This window comes from Faecalicoccus pleomorphus DSM 20574 (genome assembly GCF_000420345.1).
Taxonomy (GTDB): Bacteria; Bacillota_I; Bacilli_A; order Erysipelotrichales; family Erysipelotrichaceae; genus Faecalicoccus; species Faecalicoccus pleomorphus.
The window spans coordinates 27,998-52,764 of the sequence record NZ_ATUT01000012.1 but is presented as its reverse complement, the minus strand read 5'-3'; the positions used below and the strand labels follow the sequence as shown (position 1 = coordinate 52,764).

At 39.3% G+C, this 24,767-nt stretch carries 26 protein-coding genes; 5 read left to right on the top strand and 21 right to left on the bottom strand.

Annotated elements, in window-relative coordinates:
- Entirely contained in the window at positions 1–1,461 is a 1,461-nt protein-coding gene (gene abc-f / locus G413_RS0106560; RefSeq protein WP_022790122.1) for a ribosomal protection-like ABC-F family protein, read from the bottom strand.
- A gap of 226 nt (positions 1,462–1,687) precedes the next feature.
- Positions 1,688–2,221, bottom strand: a complete 534-nt coding sequence (locus tag G413_RS0106555) for a biotin transporter BioY (protein WP_022790121.1) — start codon at positions 2,219–2,221, stop codon at positions 1,688–1,690.
- 120 nt (positions 2,222–2,341) lie between these two features.
- On the opposite strand from G413_RS0106555, the gene G413_RS0106550 reads away from it, so the two are divergent.
- Both G413_RS0106550 and G413_RS11155 read left to right on the top strand, forming a co-directional pair.
- Positions 2,342–3,136, top strand: a complete 795-nt coding sequence (locus G413_RS0106550) for a Cof-type HAD-IIB family hydrolase (RefSeq protein ID WP_022790120.1) — start codon at positions 2,342–2,344, stop codon at positions 3,134–3,136.
- A 96-nt stretch (positions 3,137–3,232) separates the two neighbouring features.
- The gene (locus tag G413_RS11155; protein ID WP_162138400.1) at positions 3,233–4,045 is read left to right on the top strand and encodes a putative ABC transporter permease; all 813 of its coding nucleotides are present in this window, start codon (positions 3,233–3,235) and stop codon (positions 4,043–4,045) included.
- Between the two features lie 158 nt (positions 4,046–4,203).
- On the opposite strand, the gene rpiA is transcribed toward G413_RS11155, so the two are convergent.
- The 3 genes from rpiA to deoC are packed head-to-tail and all read right to left on the bottom strand — an operon-like array spanning position 4,204 to position 6,424.
- On the bottom strand, positions 4,204–4,869 hold the full coding sequence (rpiA, locus tag G413_RS0106540) for a ribose 5-phosphate isomerase A (protein WP_022790118.1): 666 nt from the start codon (positions 4,867–4,869) through the stop codon (positions 4,204–4,206).
- Positions 4,870–4,871: 2 nt separating this feature from the next.
- Positions 4,872–5,738 (bottom strand): SDR family oxidoreductase, encoded by an 867-nt coding sequence (locus G413_RS0106535; protein ID WP_022790117.1) that lies wholly within the window; start codon positions 5,736–5,738, stop codon positions 4,872–4,874.
- Complete coding sequence (gene deoC, locus G413_RS0106530; protein ID WP_022790116.1) at positions 5,735–6,424, bottom strand: deoxyribose-phosphate aldolase; 690 nt, start codon at positions 6,422–6,424, stop codon at positions 5,735–5,737. Before deoC ends, G413_RS0106535 begins: the two co-directional genes overlap by 4 nt.
- Positions 6,425–6,539: 115 nt before the next feature.
- Between deoC and G413_RS0106525 the strand changes: the two genes are divergently transcribed.
- Positions 6,540–7,238 (top strand): GntR family transcriptional regulator, encoded by a 699-nt coding sequence (locus tag G413_RS0106525; protein ID WP_022790115.1) that lies wholly within the window; start codon positions 6,540–6,542, stop codon positions 7,236–7,238.
- A 95-nt stretch (positions 7,239–7,333) separates the two neighbouring features.
- On the opposite strand, the gene G413_RS0106520 is transcribed toward G413_RS0106525, so the two are convergent.
- Positions 7,334–8,647: a hemolysin family protein gene (locus G413_RS0106520; RefSeq protein ID WP_022790114.1), complete on the bottom strand. Its 1,314-nt coding sequence runs from the start codon at positions 8,645–8,647 to the stop codon at positions 7,334–7,336.
- Between the two features lie 226 nt (positions 8,648–8,873).
- Between G413_RS0106520 and G413_RS0106515 the strand changes: the two genes are divergently transcribed.
- Complete coding sequence (locus G413_RS0106515; protein WP_022790113.1) at positions 8,874–9,620, top strand: TatD family hydrolase; 747 nt, start codon at positions 8,874–8,876, stop codon at positions 9,618–9,620.
- 63 nt (positions 9,621–9,683) lie between these two features.
- On the top strand, positions 9,684–11,219 hold the full coding sequence (locus tag G413_RS0106510; protein ID WP_022790112.1) for a nitrite/sulfite reductase: 1,536 nt from the start codon (positions 9,684–9,686) through the stop codon (positions 11,217–11,219).
- Here the strand turns inward: G413_RS0106510 and G413_RS11765 are convergent.
- The 15 genes from G413_RS11765 to G413_RS0106435 form a co-directional block, all read right to left on the bottom strand.
- The gene (locus G413_RS11765; RefSeq protein ID WP_022790111.1) at positions 11,199–11,747 is read right to left on the bottom strand and encodes a biotin transporter BioY; all 549 of its coding nucleotides are present in this window, start codon (positions 11,745–11,747) and stop codon (positions 11,199–11,201) included. The two genes, G413_RS0106510 and G413_RS11765, sit on opposite strands and share 21 nt — an antisense overlap.
- Positions 11,725–12,777, bottom strand: coding sequence for a precorrin-2 dehydrogenase/sirohydrochlorin ferrochelatase family protein (locus G413_RS0106500; protein WP_022790110.1), 1,053 nt, complete (start codon positions 12,775–12,777; stop codon positions 11,725–11,727). Before G413_RS0106500 ends, G413_RS11765 begins: the two co-directional genes overlap by 23 nt.
- A complete protein-coding gene (cobA, locus tag G413_RS0106495) occupies positions 12,749–14,131 on the bottom strand; it encodes a uroporphyrinogen-III C-methyltransferase (RefSeq protein ID WP_022790109.1) in 1,383 nt (460 codons plus the stop codon). The genes G413_RS0106500 and cobA overlap by 29 nt, the downstream gene beginning before the upstream one ends.
- A complete protein-coding gene (gene hemC / locus G413_RS11145) occupies positions 14,128–15,009 on the bottom strand; it encodes a hydroxymethylbilane synthase (protein WP_022790108.1) in 882 nt (293 codons plus the stop codon). The genes cobA and hemC overlap by 4 nt, the downstream gene beginning before the upstream one ends.
- Positions 15,010–15,093: 84 nt before the next feature.
- The gene (locus G413_RS0106485) at positions 15,094–15,450 is read right to left on the bottom strand and encodes a Spx/MgsR family RNA polymerase-binding regulatory protein (protein ID WP_022790107.1); all 357 of its coding nucleotides are present in this window, start codon (positions 15,448–15,450) and stop codon (positions 15,094–15,096) included.
- Positions 15,450–16,403, bottom strand: a complete 954-nt coding sequence (locus G413_RS0106480) for a ribose-phosphate diphosphokinase (RefSeq protein WP_022790106.1) — start codon at positions 16,401–16,403, stop codon at positions 15,450–15,452. The genes G413_RS0106485 and G413_RS0106480 overlap by 1 nt, the downstream gene beginning before the upstream one ends.
- A gap of 57 nt (positions 16,404–16,460) precedes the next feature.
- Positions 16,461–17,450 carry a bifunctional UDP-N-acetylglucosamine diphosphorylase/glucosamine-1-phosphate N-acetyltransferase GlmU gene (locus G413_RS0106475; protein WP_022790105.1) on the bottom strand — a complete coding sequence of 330 codons (990 nt, stop codon included), beginning with the start codon at positions 17,448–17,450 and terminating at the stop codon, positions 16,461–16,463.
- A 94-nt stretch (positions 17,451–17,544) separates the two neighbouring features.
- Positions 17,545–18,816: a hypothetical protein gene (locus tag G413_RS0106470; RefSeq protein ID WP_022790104.1), complete on the bottom strand. Its 1,272-nt coding sequence runs from the start codon at positions 18,814–18,816 to the stop codon at positions 17,545–17,547.
- Between the two features lie 23 nt (positions 18,817–18,839).
- Positions 18,840–19,373, bottom strand: a complete 534-nt coding sequence (locus tag G413_RS0106465; RefSeq protein ID WP_022790103.1) for a ComF family protein — start codon at positions 19,371–19,373, stop codon at positions 18,840–18,842.
- Between the two features lie 83 nt (positions 19,374–19,456).
- Complete coding sequence (locus tag G413_RS0106460) at positions 19,457–20,605, bottom strand: helicase-related protein (RefSeq protein ID WP_027969096.1); 1,149 nt, start codon at positions 20,603–20,605, stop codon at positions 19,457–19,459.
- A gap of 77 nt (positions 20,606–20,682) precedes the next feature.
- Positions 20,683–21,852, bottom strand: coding sequence for an aminotransferase class I/II-fold pyridoxal phosphate-dependent enzyme (locus tag G413_RS0106455; RefSeq protein ID WP_022790101.1), 1,170 nt, complete (start codon positions 21,850–21,852; stop codon positions 20,683–20,685).
- 56 nt (positions 21,853–21,908) lie between these two features.
- The gene (gene rpmE / locus G413_RS0106450; protein ID WP_022790100.1) at positions 21,909–22,127 is read right to left on the bottom strand and encodes a 50S ribosomal protein L31; all 219 of its coding nucleotides are present in this window, start codon (positions 22,125–22,127) and stop codon (positions 21,909–21,911) included.
- Between the two features lie 98 nt (positions 22,128–22,225).
- Positions 22,226–23,116, bottom strand: coding sequence for a DUF362 domain-containing protein (locus G413_RS0106445; RefSeq protein ID WP_022790099.1), 891 nt, complete (start codon positions 23,114–23,116; stop codon positions 22,226–22,228).
- A 15-nt stretch (positions 23,117–23,131) separates the two neighbouring features.
- Complete coding sequence (locus G413_RS0106440; protein WP_244910589.1) at positions 23,132–24,184, bottom strand: aldo/keto reductase; 1,053 nt, start codon at positions 24,182–24,184, stop codon at positions 23,132–23,134.
- Positions 24,185–24,242: 58 nt separating this feature from the next.
- A complete protein-coding gene (locus G413_RS0106435) occupies positions 24,243–24,719 on the bottom strand; it encodes a flavodoxin (RefSeq protein WP_022790097.1) in 477 nt (158 codons plus the stop codon).
- Between the last annotated feature and the right edge of the window lie 48 nt (positions 24,720–24,767).

Genomic DNA, 24,767 nt, shown 5'->3' with positions numbered 1-24,767 from the left:
TCAAAGAACTACGACTTTTGTTGCTACATTTTCACGAAACGCTATATCGTGTTCAACGATCAAAATTGTTGCCTGACTGGACAAGATCATTTTTTCAATCTGCATACGTGTATAAATATCAATAAAGTTTAAGGGTTCATCCCATATATAGAGATGCGCTTTTTCACAAAGGCTTCTTGCGAGCATGACTTTTTTCTTCTGCCCATCGGAATACGATTGAATCTCTTGATCAAACTGCCAACGCTCAAATCCCATTTTCCTTAATAAGGTTCGATACAAAGTTTTATCAATTTCATACTGCTTCGCATATTGACTCAATGTTCCCTGTAAAAAAGATGCATCCTGCGATACATAAGATACAATCAAATTCGATGCCCATTGAATCTTGCCACGATGCTCTCTTTTTGGATCCACCAATAGTTTGAGTAAACTGCTCTTTCCGCATCCGTTTTTCCCATCCAAAAATATACGCTGTCCTTTTTCAATCAAAAAGCTTTGTGGCTTTCCGATGACTTTGCCATCATAAAGTGGAGTTACTTCGTCCAACGATATCAGAACTGAAGCAGGATGATTTAAAGGTTTCATCTGTAGGCTTTCCATTTCCTCTACATTTTTTAAAAGATCTTCTTTTTGTTCAATGGCTGCCTGTTGACGCTTTGCGATATTTTTACTTCTTTGCATCATCTTCGCCGATTTATGACCGACAAACCCTTTGTCCGCAGCACCAATCTTGGATGCTTCGATTTTATCCGACCACATCGAAGTTCGTAAAGCAGAAGATTTTAATCGACGAATATCTTTACGCAATCGCTTATCTTCCTGAAGCTCTTTTTCCTGTTGTGTTTCAAATCGGTCAAACCAGGATGAATAATTTCCGGCCTGTACTTCAATCGTCTGACGATTGATCGCAAGAATATGATCGACGCAGCCATCTAAGACCTTTCGATCATGCGATACTAAAATAAATCCTTTTTTTCTTTGCAGATAATGCATCAATACGACTCTGGCTTTGGCATCTAAATGATTGGTGGGTTCATCGATCAATAAAAAATTTCCAGGTTTCAAAAACAAGACCGCCAATAAGACTTTCGTCTGCTCTCCTTGGGATAATGTTGAAAACTCTCTCCACAAAACGTCATCTTCTACCTGCAGATAAGAAAGCTCTCTTTGTATTTGCCAATCTTCGACAAGCGGATAGATAGATCGCACGACATCGATGGTCCATTGTTCTTGATCTGCCACGACAAAAGGGAAATAATCAAAAGATACAGAAGAACGAATCTTTCCTTGGTACGGATATTTTTTCATCAACAACGATAGAAATGTTGTTTTACCGCGTCCATTTCTTCCCACTAGTCCTAACTTCCAATCGGTATCTATAGAAAAACTGACATCATCAAACAACATTTCCTGTTGACTGTCATACGAAAAGCTTAAATGTTCTACCTGAATCATAGACATACTAACATTCCTCCTTTGCACAAAAAAACGGCACTGAAACAGTACCGAATGTTTTTATAAATTTTGTTTTCAATTGGTTTATGCATTGACTATCAGACTAAAAATACACACTTCCATCACAAAAAACGGTTCTGTTTTTGTTTGTTTATCGTAAAGTATCCTCTTGTCTGATCATCTTCATGCTATCACCGGATACAATATAGCACAAGTAAGCCGTAGATACAATCTATAATGCTGAAATATAGAATCGTAGACGACCGGCCAATCGATAAGCCAGAAAAAGTTTAATACAATCCGGAAGAATAAAAGGAACCACACAGGTCATCAAAACACTGCCGATTGTCAAAATCGAGTCTTGTTGCTGACTGACAAGCAAAAACCAGGTTGTCCCAAATCCATAACAAATGACTAGACCCATCAAAGCAAATAAAAGGCTGATCTTCTTACAAGGACTCCATACCCGTTGTGTTCCCCATAAAAGAAGAGCACTCAAAAGAAAGCCGACAATATAGCCGCCCGTTAATCCAAAAATCACGTGTACTCCGCCTTGAAATCCAGAAAACACCGGCATTCCTAATAAACCACACAAAATATAAACAAAGACGTAAATGGAACCTCTTTTGCCACCCCACAAAAAACATAGGAAGAATACCGCAAAGGACTGCATCGTAAAAGGAACAGCTAACGGAATAGAGATCCAGGAACAAATGGATAATAGAGCAATCGATAAGCCACCATAGGTTATTTCTTTAATTGTCATATCATTCTAACCTTTTTTCTTTCCATAAGCTGCATTATATACTATTTGTTTTGAAGTTCAAAATAAAAGAATCTTTCTTGTTAAGATTATAATGTTATAATGTTTAAAGGAGATTAAACTATGGAAAAATTACATCAAAAAATTAAAGCTATATTTTTAGACATTGATGGCACTTTCTTTGATCATGTCACAAATCAAATTTTGCCATCTTCGATGGAAGCCATACAAAAGGCAAAAGAGAATGGATATAAAATCGCATTATGTTCTGGCAGACCGTTGAAAATGGCACAGGAACTTTGCGTATTTAACGATATAGAATGGGATGGGTTTATAGGAAGCGCCGGTAATACTGTGTACGATGAACATTTAAACCTCATTCAAAAAAATGGTTTTACCAATCAAGAGCTGCAAACCATATTTGCGATAGCCCATCAAAAACACCTCTGCCTGTACGTTAACGGAAGTCACGCCTTTTTGACCGAAGACGATTCAAAAGCAAAAGAAGTTCTAGCCCGTTTCCACGTACAGATTCCTAACCAAATTCGCCCCTGGAAACCCGAAGACAACGTTGAAATGACCAGCATGTTTGAAGGCTATGATTATGACTACTCTGACTTTTTATGTATTCCTTCCCTGCGCCTGCAAAAATCATCCGGATGCATCGTCGATTTGATTAAAGAAGGCGTCAATAAATATACCGGCATTCAATCTATGATGCATTATTGGGGCCTACATGAAAATGACTACATGGCTTTTGGTGATTCTTTAAACGATAAAGAAATGCTGCAAAACGCCAAATTAGCCATTGCGATGAGAAATGGGGACACTTCCTTATTTCCATATGCAGATTTCATCTGTGATGCCAGCTATCAGGACAGTATTCAAAAAACCCTACAACAATTTCAGTTCATTTAAGACTTCTATTCAGAGAATGCACCTTTCATGGTACAATAAACATAGTTTTTAAATCGGAAAGGTGCAAATATGACATTATTTTATGAGTTTGTTATTATGGCATTTATTTTTTCTATCCTTGGCTGGATCATGGAAGTTACACTGAAATTCATACAATACCACCGTTTCATTAACCGCGGCTTTTTAATTGGCCCTTATTGCCCCATCTATGGCTTTGGGGTTGTCGGTGTTACGATTCTGGTTGGTGGCTTGATCGGTCGAGAAGGAACCTATGCCGAAACCTTTATGGCAGGTTTTGTGATCTGTGGATTTCTTGAATATATGACTAGTTTCTATATGGAAAAAATGTTCCATGCCCGATGGTGGGATTATTCTTCCAAACCTATGAACCTTAATGGCAGAATATGGATCGGCAATCTAATTTTGTTTGGTTTGGCTTCGTTAATTATCGTAAAATGGATTGCTCCCCATTACTTTGACTTTATAGAAACATGGAACCCTTTCCTTTTAGGCGTATTCGCATGGGCCATCCTTGTTTGTATGCTTTTTGATTATGTAATTTCGCATTTCTTAATGAATATCGTTAAGAAAGAAATTGATACCACCGATGGAGATAATACCGAAGAAATTTCAATACAAGTACATGCATTGCTACAAAACAAGAACTTATTATTACGACGGATTTATCAAGCCTATCCTGAGTTTAAAGTACTTCCTTCCCGCTTGACAAAGAAATATAAGAAACTGAAAAAAGATTACAAAACAGCTCAGAAGGAATGCCGGAATCTATTGCACCAGAAATTCCGTACGAACTTCAATTCTGAGCAATTAAAGCAAGCACAACAAAGATTGGAAGAAGCTTATCAAGAACTCAATCGACTAACCGGACGATTCAAAAAACGTTATTAGGCAGAAAACAATCAAACTAAATGACATCAAAAAAGCTACCTGAGCCTTTATAAAGCCTGGTAGTTTTTTTTGATGAGTCACTAACATTCAGGACAATGTATTGAACTGCCCTTTTTCATACCGATTATAACAAGCCTTTCAAAGCATACAGGCAGAGTTTACTTTCTTAAAAATTCAACCCTATCTTCTCTTGCCAACAAAATACCGGTCACTTCTTTGACAAATAAACTGACTTCTACAACACCTGTTATGGATTTCAATAAATCATACAATGTTTTGGGATCTATATACGATGAAAGATATACATCGATCAAAACATTTCCATGTTCACTGAATAGAAATCCGTCTTTTTTATTTGTTTGGCGATATGCAAAGATAAAATTCAACTCTTTCAATCTTTCACAGATAAAAGAATAAGCTTCTGGTAAAACTTCCAGTACGATTGGATGTGTATATTTTAACGTTTGCGCATATTTGGTTTCATCAACCATCAAGATATATTCCTTAGCCATTGAAGCTGTGATTTTTTCCAGTGTATGAATTCCGCCTCCACTTTTTAGAGCACAAAATTGTGCATCCACTTCATCACATCCGTCAAAGGCCATATCTAGCGAATGAATCCATTGCAGCGGCACAACATCCATGCCTTTTTGCACACACAGCATCGCCGTTTTGGCAGATGGTGTAACAATCTTTAAGTTTCGATTCTTTTCTTTGATTTCTTCAATCAGATACTGGATGGTCTGCCCACCGCCTAAACCGACGATCATCCCCTCTTTGATCAGACTTTGCGCATACCTTGCACACCTTTGTTTAGAATTCATTCTTACTTCCATCCAAAGTCTTTTAGTAATTCATCCACATTGGATTCAAATGTGCCAAATGTAATTCCTTTCGATGCCAGTTTTGATGCATCCAAGCGATAATCTCTAAAACGATCGCTGTATCTTTCCGTATTTGGAAGTATATATTTCTCAATGGCTTCTTGATTGGCTCCTAATTCTTTGGCAACGTAGACGGCGCTTTCATAAGTCGTCTTATCATTGCTGGCGGCAACATGATAAATCCCTGTTTCTAACTCAGAAATTTGTTGAAACTGCTTTGCCAAATACTTGGCATAAGTCATTCCTCGTTTTTCGTTACATGTAAACAAAGTTGGCTTTTGATGCAACAAAGCATTCATAACATTCTTTACAATGCTCGGACTGGCTTTGATTCCATCAAAAGATAATCCCATCATCCATGTATAACGTAAAATAATGTAGTCTTGTAACTGGTCTTGAATCTTTTGTTCACATTCGATTTTGTTTTGTCCATATACCGTTACCGCCTTTAAAGAATCCTCTTCTTTGAAAGGTCCATGTTCTTCTTTCCCATTAAAAGATTGTTCCGTTCCACAAAAGATCAAACGTGCATGATTTCTTTTACAGGCATCAATGATTTTTTGCGTAGATTCCACATTGATACGATGTGCCATTTCTGGATTTTCTTCACATACTGCGGTTGTCGCATTCGCCGCCGTATGAAAACAAATGTCAAAATCCTGTGTTTTCAAAAACGATTCTACACTTTCCGGATTATTTAAATCCGCATCCTTTCTTGTCATGCAGACCCATTCAAAAACATCCTGATTTTCTTTTCGGATATAACTGGCTAAATAACCGTTAGCGCCTGTTACTAAGATTTTTTTCATTTTGTGGCCTCCTCAAATTCTTTTAAGATCTGAATACTGGAACTGGTTCCGATACGCGTAGCGCCGGCATCAATCATAGCCTTACACGTCTTCCAGTCACGAATTCCACCGGCAGCCTTAACCTGCACCGCATCTTGTACTGTATCCTTCATCAGTTTTACATCTTCTACCGTAGCACCGCCTGTACCAAATCCTGTACTTGTCTTAATGAAATCTGGTTTTACTTCTTTGGCAATCTCGCTTAACTTCTGAATCTCTTCTTTCTCTAAATAACAGTTTTCAAAAATGACTTTGATCAATATGTTTTTTTCTTTACAAATTGCCGTCATTTTTTCCATTTCTTCCCGAATATACGCCCAGTTATGCATTTTAGCCTGTCCTACATCAATCACGTAATCGATTTCGTCAGCGCCTTGTTCAATCGCATAGTTGCACTCGAACAGCTTTGTTTCCAATCCGCATTGTCCTAGCGGAAATCCGATAGCGGCTCCTACATGCACATCGGTTCCTTCCAACTCCTTTTTACAGAAAGCTGTCCATGCCGTGTTGATCGCAACCATAGCCGTATTCATAGTTTTGGCCTGCTCGCAAAGCGATTTTAAATCATCGCTGGTGGCATACGCTTTTAAAAACGTATGATCAAATAACTTTGCCAATGATTCTTTTGTCAATTTTGATGAATCCATAAATAGATCCTCCTTCTATGTCAAGGAAAATGTATCATTATGTAAATATTATGTCAATATAAATTGACATAAATTCATAAAATGTTTATATTATGTATAGAAAGAGAGTTTTACTATGTCTGCCATTTATTTACAAATACAAAAAGACCTTTTACAAAAGATTAAAACCGGTGTGTATCCTGTCGGAGACACGATTCCTGCCGAAACCATATTAGCCAAAGAATATCAAGTCAGTCGTCCTACCGTCCGGCAAGCCATTTCGCTTTTAGTCGAACAAGGAATCTTAGAAAGAAAGCGAAAACGCGGAACCATTGTCTGTCCGCCAAAAATTGATCAATCTTTTACACAACGAATCAACAGTTTTGATTCCGAAATGCATCAAAAAGGGCATACCAGCCAAACACAGGTTTTGGCCTTTTATAAAGAACCAGCATCTGATGAAGTCAAACGCGTACTACGTTGTGAATATGTTTTTAAATTGGTTCGCCTTCGTTCTATCGACGATACACCTAATGTATTTGTCACAACCTATATGCCCTATGAATTATTCTCCCATTTTGAAACCATTGATTTCGCCAGAGATTCTTTTTATGAGCAATGTAAAAGAAGCGGACATCCTATTACATCCATTACCCGCCATTTAGAAGTGGCAGCAGCCGATGAAACACTGGCAGATCTGCTCCAAATTCAAGTAGGAAGCCCTTTATTCTATTTTCACTCCTATGGTTATGACGACAAGGGAATCCCCATCGAATATTCCATTTCCAAATACAGAGGCGACACCAATTCTTTTACATTTCATCTAGCACAATAAACCTTATTTTCTGTTTTTCCTTCATCAATTTTGCCATTCAAAAAAACTTCCTGTCTTTCGCAAAATAAATGTGACCGACAGGAAGCTTTATTTCCTTACTCTTCTTCATTGTCTTTTTCAAGAACCTGCACAATAGCTTCTTCTACACGATGATCGTTACCCATCCGTGCTTTGATCATCATATCTTGAGTTTTTATATCGAAACATGTATTCGAATCTGGCAAGGTTCCTCCTAAAGCATCTAAGACATAACCACTGAAAGTATCATACTCTTCATCACTCAGTTGTAATCCCAGGATCTTATTAACGTCTTCCACCATCGCATCGCCTTGAATCCGCCAAGTATGATCTTCTAAAAGAACGATGCCTTCTGACTCATTGGAATGACCTTCTTCTTCCAAATCCTCTACCAGCAGCACCAGCAAATCTTTTAATGTGACAACACCGACAAATCCACCATACTCATCCAACACGATCGCAAAGGTTGTCTTGGTCTGCTTCATCTTCAACAACAAATGATCGGCTTTCATGCCTTCCAGCACAAACAAAGGCTTTAACACCGTCTTTTTCAACACTTCTTCTTTGGTACGATTAGCCATACGTAAATACTTTTTGGCATCCAGTACTCCCATGATTTGATCCTGGCTTTCTTTATATACCGGATAACAGTCATAAGAAGTTTGATTGATTTTTTCATCCCAGACATCTAAATCATCTTCTAAGTCCAGACCTGTTACATCTTTTCGATGGGTACAAATTTCATCCAATGTTACATCATTGAAATCAAAGATATTTTGAATCATCGCATTTTCATCTTGTTCAATCTGCCCCTGCGATAAGCTTTGCGAAACCATCATACGAATTTCTTCTTCCGTCACTTCTTCTTCCTCTTCCGGATCAATTCGGCATAGACGCAACACAAGATTTGTACTGTTGGTCAGCAGCCAAACTAAGGGAGCAAAAGCTTTGGAAATAAAAGAAAGTGTTCCCGATAAAGCATAAGAAACCTTTTCTTTATTCTGCATGGCAATCCGTTTAGGAACCAATTCTCCAAAAACGATTGAGAAAAAAGACATGATTAAAGTGATGACCAATGGACAAAAAGAACGCAGAGTTCCTTCTGAAATCGGTACATTCCAGGAATGAAGCAAATCCACCAAGGGGTCGGCAAAGCTATCTGTCGCATAGGCACTGCCTAAATATCCTGCCAGCGTGATGGCCACCTGAATGGTTGCCAGAAAGCGTGATGGATTTTCGACCAGGCGCATCAATACTTTCGCCTTGCGGTTACCTTCTTCGGCTCTTGCCTGCAAAGTCGCTCCGTTCATAGAAACCACGGCAATCTCTGCACCGGCAAAAACCGCATTAACGCAAATCAATATAATCTGTAACAATAACGCAAAAATCATTACTACTCCTCCAAAAAAGCACAAAAAGACATAATCTGTTTCCAGAATATGTCTTTATCTTCTCTATTTATTCATCCCGCAGCAACTTCGACTCGGGTCTTCTGTGCTATTCATCTTGAGCAAAGTTTATCAAAACTCAAAATTATTGTCAATCATCCTGAAACACTAGACTTGATTTCTTCTTTTATTTTGTTCACAATTATACGTAAAGACAAGGAGAAACACTATGTACACAGACAGTCATGCGCACATCACCTGTGATGATTTATATACTCGAATTGATGAAGTTATACAAAACATGCATACACTCTCTCATTGTATGATCATGTGTACCAATATAGAGGAACTCAAACGAGCATTAAAGCTCAAAGAAAAGGACTCTCGCTTCAAAGTGGCCTTCGGCTGGTTCCCCGGTGATGCCAAAGAAATCGATGCTTCAAAATTAGAACAATTAAAAAATATCGCATATTCGCATCAAATTGATTGTTTAGGTGAAATTGGTTTGGACTATTATTGGGATACTTCTTTCAACGATCTTCAAAAAGAGTTATTTATCCATCAAATTGAAATCGCCAATACTGCCCATCTTCCCATTTCTATCCATATGCGAGAATCAACCAAAGATTGTCTGGATATACTTAGACAATACGCAAAGACAAAAATCATCTTCCATTGTTTCAGCGGCACAAAAGAGACGATGAAAGAATGTCTAAAAATGGATTCTCTGATTTCTTTTGCGGGCCCTTTGACTTTTAAAAATGCCCGCCATGCCCCAGAATGTGTGCAGGCATGTCCTCTAGATCGGTTGTTGACAGAAACGGATTCACCTTATCTGACACCGGTCCCTCATCGGGGAAAACAAAACGAGCCGATGTATGTCAAATATGTCGCCCAAAAGGTGGCCGAACTCAAAGGTCTTCCTGAAGAAGAAGTTTGTACACAGATCGAGAAAAATTTCTTATCACTTTTTTAAGGCACTGCCCCTTAGATCGATTCGTCTATGTTAAAATAGTAATAGTTGAAAAGGGAGGAACATATGGATACTTTACAACAGGAATTACTTCAGGAGCTTCCTGAATTTGAAAAAAAGACACAACTTTTCTACCATAAAGAAATGTCTGTAAAAGATTATAAAGGCTATAGCGGCGGATTTGGTTCCTATGCACAACGAGGCGGCGATGCCTTCATGCTTCGGTTACGTATGAATCAAGGGCGCATTACGAAAGAAAAACTGGCGTTTATCGTATCGCAATGCCAAAAACATCAAGTGCTAAGAACACATTGTACAACGTGTCAGACCGTACAATTTCATGATTTAAAGCCCGAAGCTTTAACAGCTATTATGAAAGAAGCTTTGGAGAATGATATTGTGATTCGTGGCGGCGGTGGGGATTATCCACGTAACGTGATGTGCTCACCTTTATCCGGTGTGGATCCCAAAGAAGCCTTTGATGTCTATCCATATGCGAAGGCGGCCGGAGAATATTTGTTGAAGATCATCAATAAATATTCGCTGCCAAGAAAATTAAAAGTGGCATTTTCCAATTCAGAAACCAATGAAGTTCATGCCAATTTCCGTGATTTAGGTTTTATTGCCAATGATGATCACACTTTCGATGTCTATTGTTGCGGAGGCTTAGGCAACAATCCAAAGATGGGTGTACAAGTTGGAAGCCATATCGATCCAAAAGATATTTTGTATTATGTCAATACGATGGTTTTAATGTTTATGGAACATGGCAATTATACCAATCGTGCCAAGGCTCGCTCACGCTATATGCAGGAAACATTAGGCGTTGAAAGAATTCAAGAAGAATTTAAAGAAAAAGTGGAAATCGCCAAGAAATATCTGAATCATGATGTTGTCATTACTCCTTGTGAAATTCAAAAAACAGGTTCTTTAGTCAATGAACTTCCCAACCGTGTAATCGCACAAAAACAGGAAGGCTTATATGCGGTTTATTATCATCCGATCTGTGGAAACATGTCAGCAGCCAAATGGCAGGAACTTTATGAAATTTTAAAAGATATAGACGAAGTGGAAATTCGTTTAACCCCACAGGAAGATTTGTATATTGTCAACTTAACGATGGAAGAAGCTAAAGTTGTTTTAGAGCACACGCAGGATGGCGCTCAAACCGCCTTTGAAACCAGTGTGTCCTGTATCGGTGCTGCCACATGTCAGGTGGGATTGCGTGATTCCAATCATGTCTTAGAACAGTTGATTCAAGACTTACGCTCCTATCAGTTTAAAGATCATGTACTTCCGCGCATCTACATCTCCGGATGTCCAAGTTCCTGTGGTACAAATCAAGTTGGGGCAATCGGCTTACAGGGATTTACCAAAGTCATCGACAAAAAACCGTATCCTGCCTTCAAAATGAGCCTTCATGGCAATGCTTCAATGACAGATACTCATTTTGGTAAAGATGCCGGTGTCATTTTACAGACCGACATTCTGCCTTTCTTTACAGAGTTAGGACAAATGATCTCACAGGCAAACAGTACATTTGACAAATGGCAAAAAGAAAACGCCGACCAATGGCAGGCGTTACTGGATAAGTACTTGTAAAGCTTTTGAAACACGGCAGGCAAAGAAACAAAGACAGAGATCAGGTAAGATCGATACGATCACTCCATTAAACAAGGAAAGCCATAAGGGAATTCTTGTCTGCATCAAAATCGGAAATGAAAAGTAATGATAAACATTTCCCATCAAATAAAACAGAAACAATCCGATAAGACCAATGAGAAAATATTCTTTCTGGCTTGTTGGATTTTTTCTTTGGCGAAAATAAGAACAAGCCATGCTGCAGAAAAGAAAACCCAGAATAAAACCAAATGTAGGCTTCATCAAATATTGGATGCCGCCGCCGCTGGCAAATACCGGAAGGCCGGCCAATCCAATCAAGATATAGACGCCTATACATAGCGCACTGTAGGAAACCGGTAAACAGAAACCACATACGATGCTGGTAAACAGCTGCATGGTAATATGCATGGAAAAAAAGGGGGTAGGCAAAGTAATTTGTAAATAGGCTGATAGGATCATTAATGCCAGAAATAAAGCTGTGCGACTAAACAGTTGGATTGGTTTCATGAACGATCCTTTCTATTTGTTTTTCCTGATCAAAAGCAGCGATAAAACGATGCTCCGGATACAGTTTTCGCATATACGGTGAATCCAGAATACTCAAAACTACACTGTCTTTTTTCACTTTTTCAGACTGAATATGAAGAATGTAGTCTTGATTTTCTTTTACCAATGTCTGTGGCCGCAAAAAGATGCATTGTTTTGAAAACGAATACGATGTTAAGATCTTTTCAGCCTGATTCACATAGTTTCCTCTTTGCCAGAATATCAGCACAAAATGCATTTGAATGTTTAAATCCTTTAAGATAGCACACCATGTTTCTAAATCCATATTCTTATACTTTTTAGCCAAAAAGAAAGTGGCAATCGCATACGTATTCCATTTCTCTTTTGCCGACTGCACCAGATTCTCACATTGTCTATGTGCTTTTAAAGAAGCATTGCCATGAAGTAAATAAACGATGGCTTGTTCTTGTTTCAACGCTTCCTGTAAAAAGAACAGTTGCTCTTCGGTTACTTTGAGTAAATCCTTACACAATGAATGATCATGCAGCTTATTACGAATCATCCCTAAGATAGAAAGCCTTCTTTGCCAGTCCTGCAAAAGATAGCGATTTGCCGCTGGAAAAGCTCCCTGTGTAGAGCTGGCCAACACCATCTGCGGCAAGCGAAACTGCGTTAGACTAAACGTATCCTGTCCCTGCTCTTTTCGAGCAGCCATCGTCAATACTTTGTACGTTTTGGCCAATTTTAAAAACTCTCGGTTTTCCTGTTCATCATCGGTACAGGCAATAGCCAGTTTGGCTTCTTTTAAAGCCTGATGCAGTTGATCACGATCCACTTTATGCACTGGCAAAGCATCAAATTCTTCTTCATAAGCCAATGCACTGATATAAATGATCGATCCAGCTTCTAAAAACTGTTTTGCCTTACGCAAGGCCAGTTTCCCACCACCTAAAATACAAACAATTTCTTTTTCAAATTCAATATCTAAACAAATACGCATATTATCCCTCAAAATACGATACAATTTCATGCACAATTCCTTCTTTAGAGGAGGGGCAGACATGAATTGATGAGAATCCTAATCGCTCTGCCATCTCTCTGGATTTGTGCCCAAAACAGAAAACCGGTATATTTTTATCGATTCCTTTTTTGTCTAAGATCTTTAAAGCTTGCGGGCAGGTAACCGCAATCGCATCTAGGGGCTGGGCAGGCAGATCAAACTTCATTTCTGCCATTTTGTAACAGCTAAAAGAAGGAAGTTTGGTTTCCACATCTTCGGCCTTGATATAACAAATTTTTTCGGTTTCGTTTATCTGTTCAATCAAGTCTTTATAACAGGAAAACACCTGTTGGCAGAATACCCCTTTTTCTTCTAATTGTTCCTTTGTCTTTTGACCAATACAATAGAATTTTTGTGACAGCGACCGTATATCTATTCTTTCTTCCCGTAAAGCTTTAAAAAAGCCTTTGACGGCATGACGGGAACTGAAAACAAGAACCTCATATTTTTCGGGAGTCCAAGTCTTTTCATATTCATAAACCGGTTGCGCTACTTGTCTTGTATGCGTAAAGATTCCTTTTTTCAACAATAAATCATCAATCGGCCATGGTGTCATATCCACACTGCAAAACAACACTTGTCTGGAATAACAGGTTAGTCTGGATGCATTATTTAAAAGAGCTTGTTCTTTGACAACCTCTCCTATCACGATCAGTAAAGGTGCAGAGCAACGACTTACATCCTGCTGACTCATTTCTTTTAGCGTCGAACAAATCACCTTTTGATTCGGATAGCTTAAATGGGATCCTACAGCAATGGATGTATCCGGATGCATCCCATGTTCCAGACACTTTTGTACTAAATATTTGATCTTATGCGATCCCATAAAAAAGATTTGGGTATTCTTTTCATGGGCAATCGCATCGTAATTCAAATGATCTTTTCCATCTTGATAATGCATCGTATGCACGATAAAACCGGTAGCCGTATGACGCTGTGTCACCGGTATGCCGGCATACCCCAAAGCACCAATCGCACTGCTGATGCCTGGTACATATTGACAGTCACAACCGTGCTCCAACACATAGCGCATTTCTTCGCTGCCTCTGGCAAACAGAAACGGATCGCCGCCCTTTAAACGAACTACTTGTGAATATTCCTGATCCTTTTCCACAAGCAAAGTCAAAATATCTTCCTGTAAAAAAGAAGGATGATGGCCACGTTTTCCTACACAGATACATTCGCATTCTTCCTTGGTATATTCTAAAAATTCAAGATTGACCAAATGATCGTACAATACGCAATCTGCCTGCTCTAAAAGCTTTTTAGCACCGATGGTCAACATATCCGGATGATAACATCCGGCTCCTACAAACCAGATCATCTTCGTTTCTCACCTACTTTTCGATAGATTTTTTCAGCCACCTGATCCAACTCTTTGACAGAATATGTTTCATGAGCAAAGGCTGTATCTTCGATCGTTGTCCCTAAACAAGCATAGACATCGACCGTTTCCTTTTTTATCGTCGCCATACACCCTACCGGATAATGACAGCCAGCTTTACATAAAGCCAGAAATTCTCTTTCAATCTGTACTTCCTGCAGAGCAATCGATGGTTTTACCCATGCATCAAAAAGAGGATAGTCTTCTTTACGAATCTGCACCGCAATCGTTCCCTGCCCGCAGGCCGGTACAATCACATCCGGGGAAATGATCTCATCGATATAGGATTCTAAATGCAGTCTTTTTAAGCCGGCAGCCGCCAACACTAATCCATCGATATTTTCCGTTTGCAGCTTTTCAAGGCGTGTATTCACATTTCCGCGAATCGATATAAACTGAATATCCGGCCGAACACGATGAATACAAGCCATTCTTCGCATACTGCTGGTTGCCAATATCGCATTGGGTTTTAACGTATCTAACGTTTTATGTTCTTTAGTGATCAAACAATCCCTTTTATCTTCAAACACCATAAACGGCAACAACATTAAACGTTCATCCATGACAGAACTGACATCCTTTAAAGAATGAACCGCCATATCAATACTTCCATCCAATAGTGCCTGTTCAATATCCTTAACAAATACGCCAGTTGATCCCATCGCATAGAGCGGTGTTTGGCGATCTTTATCACCTTTAGTCGTCATCATTACAATATCTGTCTTCGCATCCGGTTCTATAGCTTTGATCTGATCGATCACAAGTTTTGTCTGTAAGATCGCAAGCTTTGATTTTCTGGTTCCGATTCGAATTCGCATAAAGACCCCCTTTTGTCCTATCCATTTTATAGTATTCAATAAACAAGAAAAATCCCGAGGATCACACATCTTCGGGATCAGTCTTTAGTCTTTTTCCAAACGAGCATATTCGTCTTCTTTTTTACCGACAATGATCGTATTGCCCTGTATAACGATCGGTCTTTTAACCAACATACCATCGGTTGCCAAAAGCTCCACCAACTGTTGGTCAGAATATGTCTTTCGTTTTTCCTTAAGATTTAATTCTCTATACAACATGCCACTGGTATTAAAGAGTTTGGAAAGCGCAACACCCTGATCAATCCATGACTGAATCTCTTCTTTGGTTGGATTCTCTTCTTTGATGTTACGATACTCGGCATGAATACCAAGCTCTTCCAATGCCTTATACGCTTTCTGGCATGTGGAACATTTAGGATATCCTATAAATAACGTCTTCATTATTCAAAAGCATGTGACAGGGCTACACTTAGCGAAGAGTTAGTTTCCACTGCCTGAATCAAGGCAGCAATCAACGGTGCAATCGACAATACAACTAGGTTCGGAAGATTTTTCTGGTTTTCCGTCTGATCAATGGTATCCGTACAAACAAATTCTTTCAATCCACTGTTTTTCAAGCGTTCTACAGCCGGCCCGGATAAAACACCGTGGCTGCAAGCCGCATACACTTCCTTGGCACCCTGTTTTTTCAACATTTCCACACCGGAAACAAGCGTTCCAGCCGTATCGACCATATCATCGATCAAGATAGCTGTTTTATCTTTGACATCTCCCAACAAATTCATCGCCACTGCCACATTTGGTTTTGGACGACGTTTATCAATGATTGCCACCGGCGCACCTAAAATATCAGCCAAATTACGGGCTCTGACTGTTCCTCCATGATCCGGACTTACGACAACCACTTCACCTAAGCCTTCCTTGTGGTTAAAATAATCACCGATCAATCCCATACTTGTGATATCATCCGCCGGGATATCGAAGAATCCCTGAATCTGATTGGCATGCAGATCAACTGTCACAACACGCGTAGCTCCGGCCCTTTCCAAAAGACTGGCAACCAGCTTTGCCGAAATCGGCTGACGAGGTTTTGCCTTACGATCCTGACGTGCATAACCAAAATAAGGAATGATACAGTTGATGCTGGCGGCACTGGCTCGCTTACAAGCATCGATTCCGATCAAGATTTCCATTAAATTATCATTGACCGGGCAGTTGGTACTCTGGATAAAATAAACGTGTTTTCCACGCACACTTTCTCCCAGTTCCACCAAAACTTCTCCATCCGCAAAGTGATTGACCTTGCTTTTTCCTAATTCCATTCCTAATTCTTCGCAGATATGTTCTGCCAAATTCTTGCTGGATGATAATCCAAATACAATAGTGTTTTCCATGATTGTTCCTTTCCTCTTCCCTGATACTATTTTGTCTGTTTTTGATACGCGATAGTTTTATCCTGAATGAAGGTACGCCATCGGGCCTACACTTTGATTAGCTTCTACCCTGGTGCTGACGACCTTACTGGAATCAATCATGGCATGATTGCCGATGACTGCATCCTTTATATACGAACCCGGAAGAATTTCCACAAAATCTCCGATTTCCGTTTCTCCTAATATTTCTACGTTGGGATGAATGATCACATCGTGTCCGATCTTTACATCTTTTCCGATGACGGTTCTCAGCGGATCTACGATCTGCACGCCTTGCTTCATCCATCCTGTATTGATGTGATTTCGCATCCATACATATGCTTTATTTAACTCTACACAATCGTTGATTCCCATCACTTCATCTCGATCTTCGATCACACACGCATTGACTTTCTTTCCCAGATTCGCCAGAATGCTGACCATATCCGTTAAATAATATTCATTTTGTGCATTGTTTGGTTGAAGATCATCAATATGAGCAAAAAGATCCTCGTTTTTAAAACAATACATGCCTGCATTGATTTCACGAATTTCTCTTTGTTTTGGCGTACAATCTTTTGCCTCTACGATGGATAAGACATTGCCATTTTCATCTCGAACGATACGTCCGTAATGGGCACCATCTTCCAACACAGCACTGAGTAACGTTAACGAGGCATCCTGATTGGCCTGAAACAGTTTTTCCAATGTTTCCGGCTGAATACAAGGGCCATCTCCGTTGATGATCAACGTATCTCCCTTTGCATCTGCCAACTGCTTACACTGCATGATCGCATGGCCGGTACCCAACTGTGGTTCCTGCAAAGCAAATTCACAATCACTGAACGCATCTTGAATGCTTTGTGCCTGATAGCCGACAACAATCAGAATTCTTTCAACATGTACCGCTCTTAGTGCATCGACAATATACCCCAACATTGGTCTGTCAATGATAGGGTGCATGACCTTACTGAGTGTTGACTTCATTCGGGTTCCTTTGCCCGCTGCCATTATAATCGCATTGCGCATGCAATCACCGTCCTTAACGTTTTACCCTTAACATCATAACAAAAATCAATTCACAGTTAAAGAAAAAGAAAGGGTTTTTAAACCCTTTGTAAAATCATGACTCTAACGCATCGATTCGATCTTGTACTTCCTGAATTTGCGAAGTTAACTGATCAATCGTGCTTTGTGCCGAATCCACATCCGACTGTGCCTGTGAAACTTCAGAGGATGCAGAATTCACATGTGACTGAATGGAAGAATAATCCCCAATTCCATTTAATTGCCCCTGCAGATTAGAAATCTCCTGCTGTAAGGAAGCTTGTTTCTTATATGACTGTGTAAGCTCTGTCAATTCCTCTTCTGAAATCTGATCAGCCGGAATATTCTGGAGTTCTTTCATACGTGCTTCCAAAGTACTGAGTTCCGTTTGTTTCTGCTCCAATTGCGCATTTGTATTTTGCCAGGTCGAAAGCTTATTATTCCAGTTATCATAATCATTTTGTGCGCTTGATAAACGAGAATTCGCGTCATTCAAATCCGACTGTGCATCCGATAATTGAGACTGTAAACTTTTTAATTGCGCTTTTAACTCTGCGATTTTGGCATTATTGTTCGAAGAGTCTTTTTTACTGTCCGATTTTGCCTTTGCCAAAAGCTCATCAAAAGTAGAACCGGTGATCTTCTCAAAGTAATCATTTAACTTTTTCTTCTGCTCTTTTGTCAAAGAGTCATAGTCTTCTTCCCAATCTTCAATTCCATCATAATCATCGCCGGTTAAAGAATCCAGCCAATCCACGATCGAATCATAAGCGCGCTCTTGTTTCCTGGTGACTTCTTCGGTCTTATCAACATTATCGAAAAGCCATGAAGACAACTTACCTGTAGCAGCAAGTACTAACGTCACAGCTAGCACAAACACTAATATGCCACCCACTACAATCCCCACAATAGCAGCCGGTGAAAGTCCTTTTTTCTTCGTTGGCCTTTTATGCGGCATAGGCTCTTTTCGATGTGAAGAACCACCATGCGATACAACCTCTCGCCGTAATTTTGGTGGTTTATCCTCATCCAGTAGAGATTGAATCTCATTATCGTTGATCACAACGGTTTTATTGGTATCTGTATCTTCTTCCTCGATCTTTTCCGGATCAAACATAACAGTGGTTCCAGCCGATTCTGTTTTCTTTGGTTCCGGACGCAAAACGATCGTATCATTCGTTTCATTTTGAACCGGTTTTGGCTCTACCGTCTGTCTGGAAGCTCGCTGCATGCGATCCTGTCTTCTTTTCTGTGCGGTAAAACCTTCCATTTTTTCTTCCAGTACTTCTTCTTCCTGAAAAGAATCCAACAGTCTGGAAATTTCGTCTTTCGGTTTTCTTGCGGTCATAACAACTCCCCTTTTGCTTCATTCTACCAAAAGAGGCTCTTTTTTTCTACAATCATTTCTTGATGTTTGGAAAGCCATAACGGATGAGCGGCAATCACAAAAACTTTGTTTGGAGACAATAATTCAATTCCTCTTTGTAAACTGGAGCCGGTCGTACAGACATCATCAACCAGTAAAATTGGCTTATCGGCAAGTGTATATTGTTCTTTTCTGAAAATCACATCGTTCACCTTTTCTCGCTCTTCTTTAGAAAGCTTGCTTTGTTTATGCTCTTTCTTTTTATATAAAGGAGATACGATCGGTACATCATAAAAACCAAAAATATCAGATAATGGATCAAACCCTCTTTGCATACGCTTTTGATCACTGGAACAAAGCGAACAAACCGTGTATTTTTTCATTTTATGTAAATACGGATGAATTGGTTCTAAAAAGACCGGTGCCAACATACGATCACATTGTTCTTTATAACGGAAAAATAGGCGCTCTAAAAAATCATCATATTCATACAATACATGCCATTCCACTTGATTGATTTTATAGATTTTCTTACACATTCGAAATTGTTTGCGACATCTTTTACAAAGACAATAAGAAAGTAAATCTACATTTTGTATGGAGTCTAAAGACTCATTACAAATCAGACAGAAGCGTTCATTTGCTTCAAAATACGAACACACTCTCGTATGGATGAACTGGCGTATTGACATAAGCAAATTCCTTTCCCGGAGGGATCTTTCATAGATCTTCCGATACGGCCGAAAATCTGAATCAAACTGGCCGCGGTATAAACTGCGTGTTGTCCTTCAAACACCGCAACCTGCACACTTGGGATTGTAATTCCTCTTTCTAACAAAGTTGTGCACACTAAAACATCAATTTTCTTTTGTCGGTAATCTTCTAAAATCTGATCTTTATCTTCTGTCTGGGAATGAACTCCCTTCGTCTTAACAAAAAAGTTCAGTAAAATTGTCATCCAAAGGCAATCATTGCGGCGTGGTACAAACACTAAAACTTGTTTATTTTCTTTCTTACAGCCCCTGCAAAAGCAAATAAGGATTAAAACTTGTCTCCATAGGGCTGCCTGGATCACTTTGGGAATAATCAAAGGATGTCCGTGAGGTCGTACAAACAACTCTACCATTTCCATCTTTTTTTGTTGAATCTGAAGTAGTATTTCTTTTGACGGTGTGGCACTGAGATACATTTTCTGTCCTTTACAGGAAAGCTGCACGATCTGTTCTAATAGTTGATTCCCGGCATAAGGAAAGGCATCCACTTCATCCAATATCAACAAATCAAATCCATAAGGGTAACGATATAACTGATGCATCGTACAGACAATCAAATCTCCATCTGTGATGGATGTATAATCCTGTGCCACTTCTACAACAGATAAGCCTTTAAAGGCTTTGCGCAAACGTTGGGCGATTTCTAAAACCACCTGCCTGCGGCTGATCGCAAAGGCTACTTTCTTTCCGAATGCCAGGTAATAACAAATACTTTCAAACGTGATCTCCGTCTTACCGGCACCGGTTGCGGCATATACAAACACATCCTTTCCTTGTTTTAAATACGAAAGTGCCTTAGAAGAAGCCTCTTTTTGTGCATCGGTCAATTCATAATCTAGTTTTGGTTTTTCCTTCCAAACCTTCTTAGATAAAGTACAAGGCAAAATGGAATCCCCTATATTCACTCTGGAAAAAGAAATACATCTTCGACAATAATAAACACCATTGTCATATCCAAATAATCTTGGATCTTCATTCTTACATCTTGGACATCGCATACTATTCATTACGAAAAAAAGTCCAAAAAAGACAAAAAATCATTCAAGAAATTTTTTCTTGAATGACTTCTTTTACTTTATTTAAAGAAATGTGTTTCTTTTAATCGTCTGGCCGCTTCTTTGATGGCACTTTCATCCTGCACCAAAGCTAATCGGACATAGCGTTCTCCCTGCTTACCAAAAGCCTGACCCGGTGTTACGACAATGCCGGTTTTTTCCAACAAGTCTAATACAAAGGCTTTGGAGTCTTCATAATGATCCGGGATTTTTGCCCAGGAAAACATCGTTGCCGGACTTTTAGGAATGGTCCAGCCGACTTCGGTAAATTCTTTGACAAGCACATCTCTTCGATCCTGATAAGCCTGGCATGTAGAATGAATGCCTTGACCACCATGACGTAACGCTTCAATACCGGCAAATTGAACCGGCAAAAAGATACCATAATCCATATTGGATTTTAATGTACTGTAAACTTCGATAATATCTTTGTTACCCACACAAACACCTAAGCGGGCACCAGCCATACCAAATGTTTTAGAGAATGAATTTAATTCAATACCAATCTCTTTGGCACCTTCAAACGATAAAAAGCTTTTACCGATCTTTCCATCAAAGACAAGTTCACTATACGCATTATCATGGAGTATCATGATATCATATTTTTTCGCAAAGGCGATCAGTTCTTCATAGAAAGAATCCGGGGCAATTGCACAAGTAGGATTGTTTGGATACGATACGATCATCATTTTTGCCTTTTGCGCTATTTCTGGATCAATCGCATCAAAATCAATCAAATATCCATTTTCTTCCAATAAAGGCATATACTCCACAGTCGCACCGGCAATCTTAGGTCCATCACTGAAAATAGGATAATAAGGATCTGGCACTAAAACAATATCACCTTGATCACAAGTCGCCAAAAACAAAGTACTCAACGCTTCCTGCGAACCTTGCAGGCAAACCATTTCATTCTGTTCTAATTCTACATCATAACGATTTTTATACCAGTCATGAATGGCCTCTTTCATCTGGGGAAGATCAGTAATGGCATACTTATAATTTTCAGGCACCATCACAGATTCCTGCATGACTTTCATGATCGATGGCTCTGGGGCAATATTGGGCGAACCGATAGAAAAATCAATCGTGTCTTTTCCTGTTTTCTTTGTATAGTCTTGTTTCAAATATTTTAAACCTGTAAAGACAGAAGGCTTAAAAACTTCCATTCGTTTTGATTTGATATGCATATAATTTCTCCTGTATATGAAAAAAACAGCGTTTAACGCTGTTTCTATTGTATCACTTATTGTCCGCTTTTCAGACCATATTTCTTGTTAAATTTCTCAATACGTCCCTGAGCAGCTGCGAAACGCTGACGACCAGTGAAGAATGGGTGACAGTTACTGCAAGTATCTACACGCAATTCGTCTTTTTTGATCGTACTTCCTGTTTCAAATTCTGCGCCGCAAGATGTACAGATACATTTAACACGATGGTATTCCGGATGAATTCCCTTTTTCATGTCGTATCCTCCTTCCGCCTTAAGCTACATTTGAGCTTAAAGTAAGTGCGTAGGCATCATACCATGATACAACTTCAATTTCAAGCAAGTCTTAAAAATTATAGCTCAATCAGCTCATATTTCCTAGAGCCTATACCAAGATCAGCTGCAGCCTCGATCGTATGGATTCCATTGCGACTGTTAACTCGTTCCATGAAATGCTCTTTACCAGGATCCTTTGAATTTATAACCAAGTCAATACAGGCTTGATCGATGGCCACAGGATCATCCGAAGCTAAAATCCCGATATCTTTCATGCATGGATCTTCGGCCACAGCACAACAATCACAATCTACGGATAGATTTTTCATCACATTGATGTAAAGAATGTTGTCTTTAAAATGATTGACTACACTGCTGGCAGCATCCGCCATAGCTTCCGGGAAAGCTATGCTGTCGGCATGTTGATTCCACGTTTCAAAGCGATCTTCGGTTTTGCCTGCGGAATGAATCAAAGCTTTTCCGGCACGAGATGCGCAACCAATGGATAATTGTTTTAAAGCTCCGCCATAACCACCCATAGGATGTCCCTTAAAATGGGCAAGCACTAACATCGAATCATAGTTCTCAATGTTTTTCCCGACTTTATTTTCTTTTAATACTTTTCCATTAGGAATGCTCCATACTACATCCGGCCCCTGGGCATCCATCAAATCTACATCAAAATATTTGTTCCACCCGTGTTCTTCCAATAGCTTCAAATGCGATTCGGTATGATCTCTGACACCACCCGATGCATCACCATAGGCCGTATTACATTCAACAATCGTTCCATGCACTTCTTCAACCATCGGCTTCCAGAATTCAGGGTGTAAAAAGTTTTGATTTCCTTTTTCACCGGAATGCACCTTGACCGCCACTTTGCCGGGAAGTTCTTTTCCTAAGGCATGATACATTTCCACGACTTTTTCCGGTGTGATTTCTTTGGTGAAATATACTTTTGACTTCATATCCTTCTCCTTTCATTACTCATTAAAATAAGAGGCAATCTCTTTCATACGTTGACTTTGTTTCACATGAAAAGGACATCTTTGATCACAATGTCCACATGCGATACAGTCACTTGCCTTCTTATCAAGATTTAAATAATGCTCTTTTGCCATTGGATCGCCAATCTTTGCCAGATCGTAATATTTATTGATCAAGCCAATATTTAATCCTGCCGGACAAGGTTGACAATGATTACAATACACACAAGTTCCTGTTGTCTTTTCCGGGCTTAGCTCTCCTAAAATCGAATAATCTCTAAATGAAGGATCCACATCAAAGAAGTGTAAGATTTCTTCTAAATCTTTGATGTTTCCTATGCCCGGAAGAACTGTTAAAACACCCGGTTTATCCAACGCATATTGGATGCATTGATAAATTGAAAGTTCTTTTTTAAACGGTGAAGTTTTGGCATTTAAAAGCTGTCCGGCCGAAAAAGGCTTCATCACGGAAATTCCGATTCCCTTGGCCTCACAAAGCCGATATAACTCCATTCTTTCCGATGTACTGCCGTTGGCAAATTCACCATACTGCATATCATAACCCGGATTGATAGAAAACATCAGCTGATCCACTAAACCGGTTTCAATAATCTCTTTTGCGAGTTTTGGTGTATGCGAAGAGAGTCCGATATGATGAACAACTCCTTGTTTTTTCATCTTCAACAAATAGTCCAAAACACCGTTTCTTTGATATGCGATCCAATCCGACTGCTCATCTAAACAATGAATGAATCCGTAATCAATGTAATTTGTCTTTAATTCTTTTAACTGCCAATCAATTTGTTCTTTCACTGTATCTAAATTGGTAGTCCAGCTATATTCGCCAGTTTTATAATCGGCGCCAAAATGAATTTGATACAACATTTGATCTCGAACAGAAGAATAAGCTTTCCCAAGATAAGAGAATGTCTTGCCTCCGGCCGTTGCCAAATCCACATAATTGATTCCTTTTTGATAAGCCGTTTCTAAAAGCTGCATAGCTTCTTCTTCACCTGCTTCAAACAGTGGCCCGGTTCCGAGGCCTATCATACTGATTTTATCTTTTGTTCGTTGATTGATTCTATATTCCATTCAATTCACCAGCTTATTAAAGATAGGCTGCTGCCCACTTCGCAAGTTCTGTTCCTGATACACGAGATCCAAAACGTTTTCCTTCTTTTACATCGGCATTCGGTGCTAATTTCTGTAGATTCTGTGAAGAATTTCCCATACCGCTTCCTCCAGATGTCGCAAATGGAACGATCGTCTTGCCACTGAAATCATAGCTTTCCATAAAGGTATCAATAATAGATGGCTCTCTATACCACCAAATTGGGAAACCGATAAAAATCACATCGTATTGATCCATGTTTTGAACTTGGTTTTTAATGGCAGGACGGCTATTTGGATCTTTCATCTCCAAAGAACTTCTGCTTTCAGAGTCGTTCCAGTTTAAATCCGCTCTTGAATATGATTGTTGTGGCTGTATTTCAAAAAGTGACTCTTCCATTTTTTCTGCCAATCGTTTTGAAACCTCTCTTGTGTTACCGCTGGCACTAAAATATACAACTAAGCATTTTGACATTATTACCCCACCTTTTCTATCGTCGTATTAATTCAAATATAAAGTACT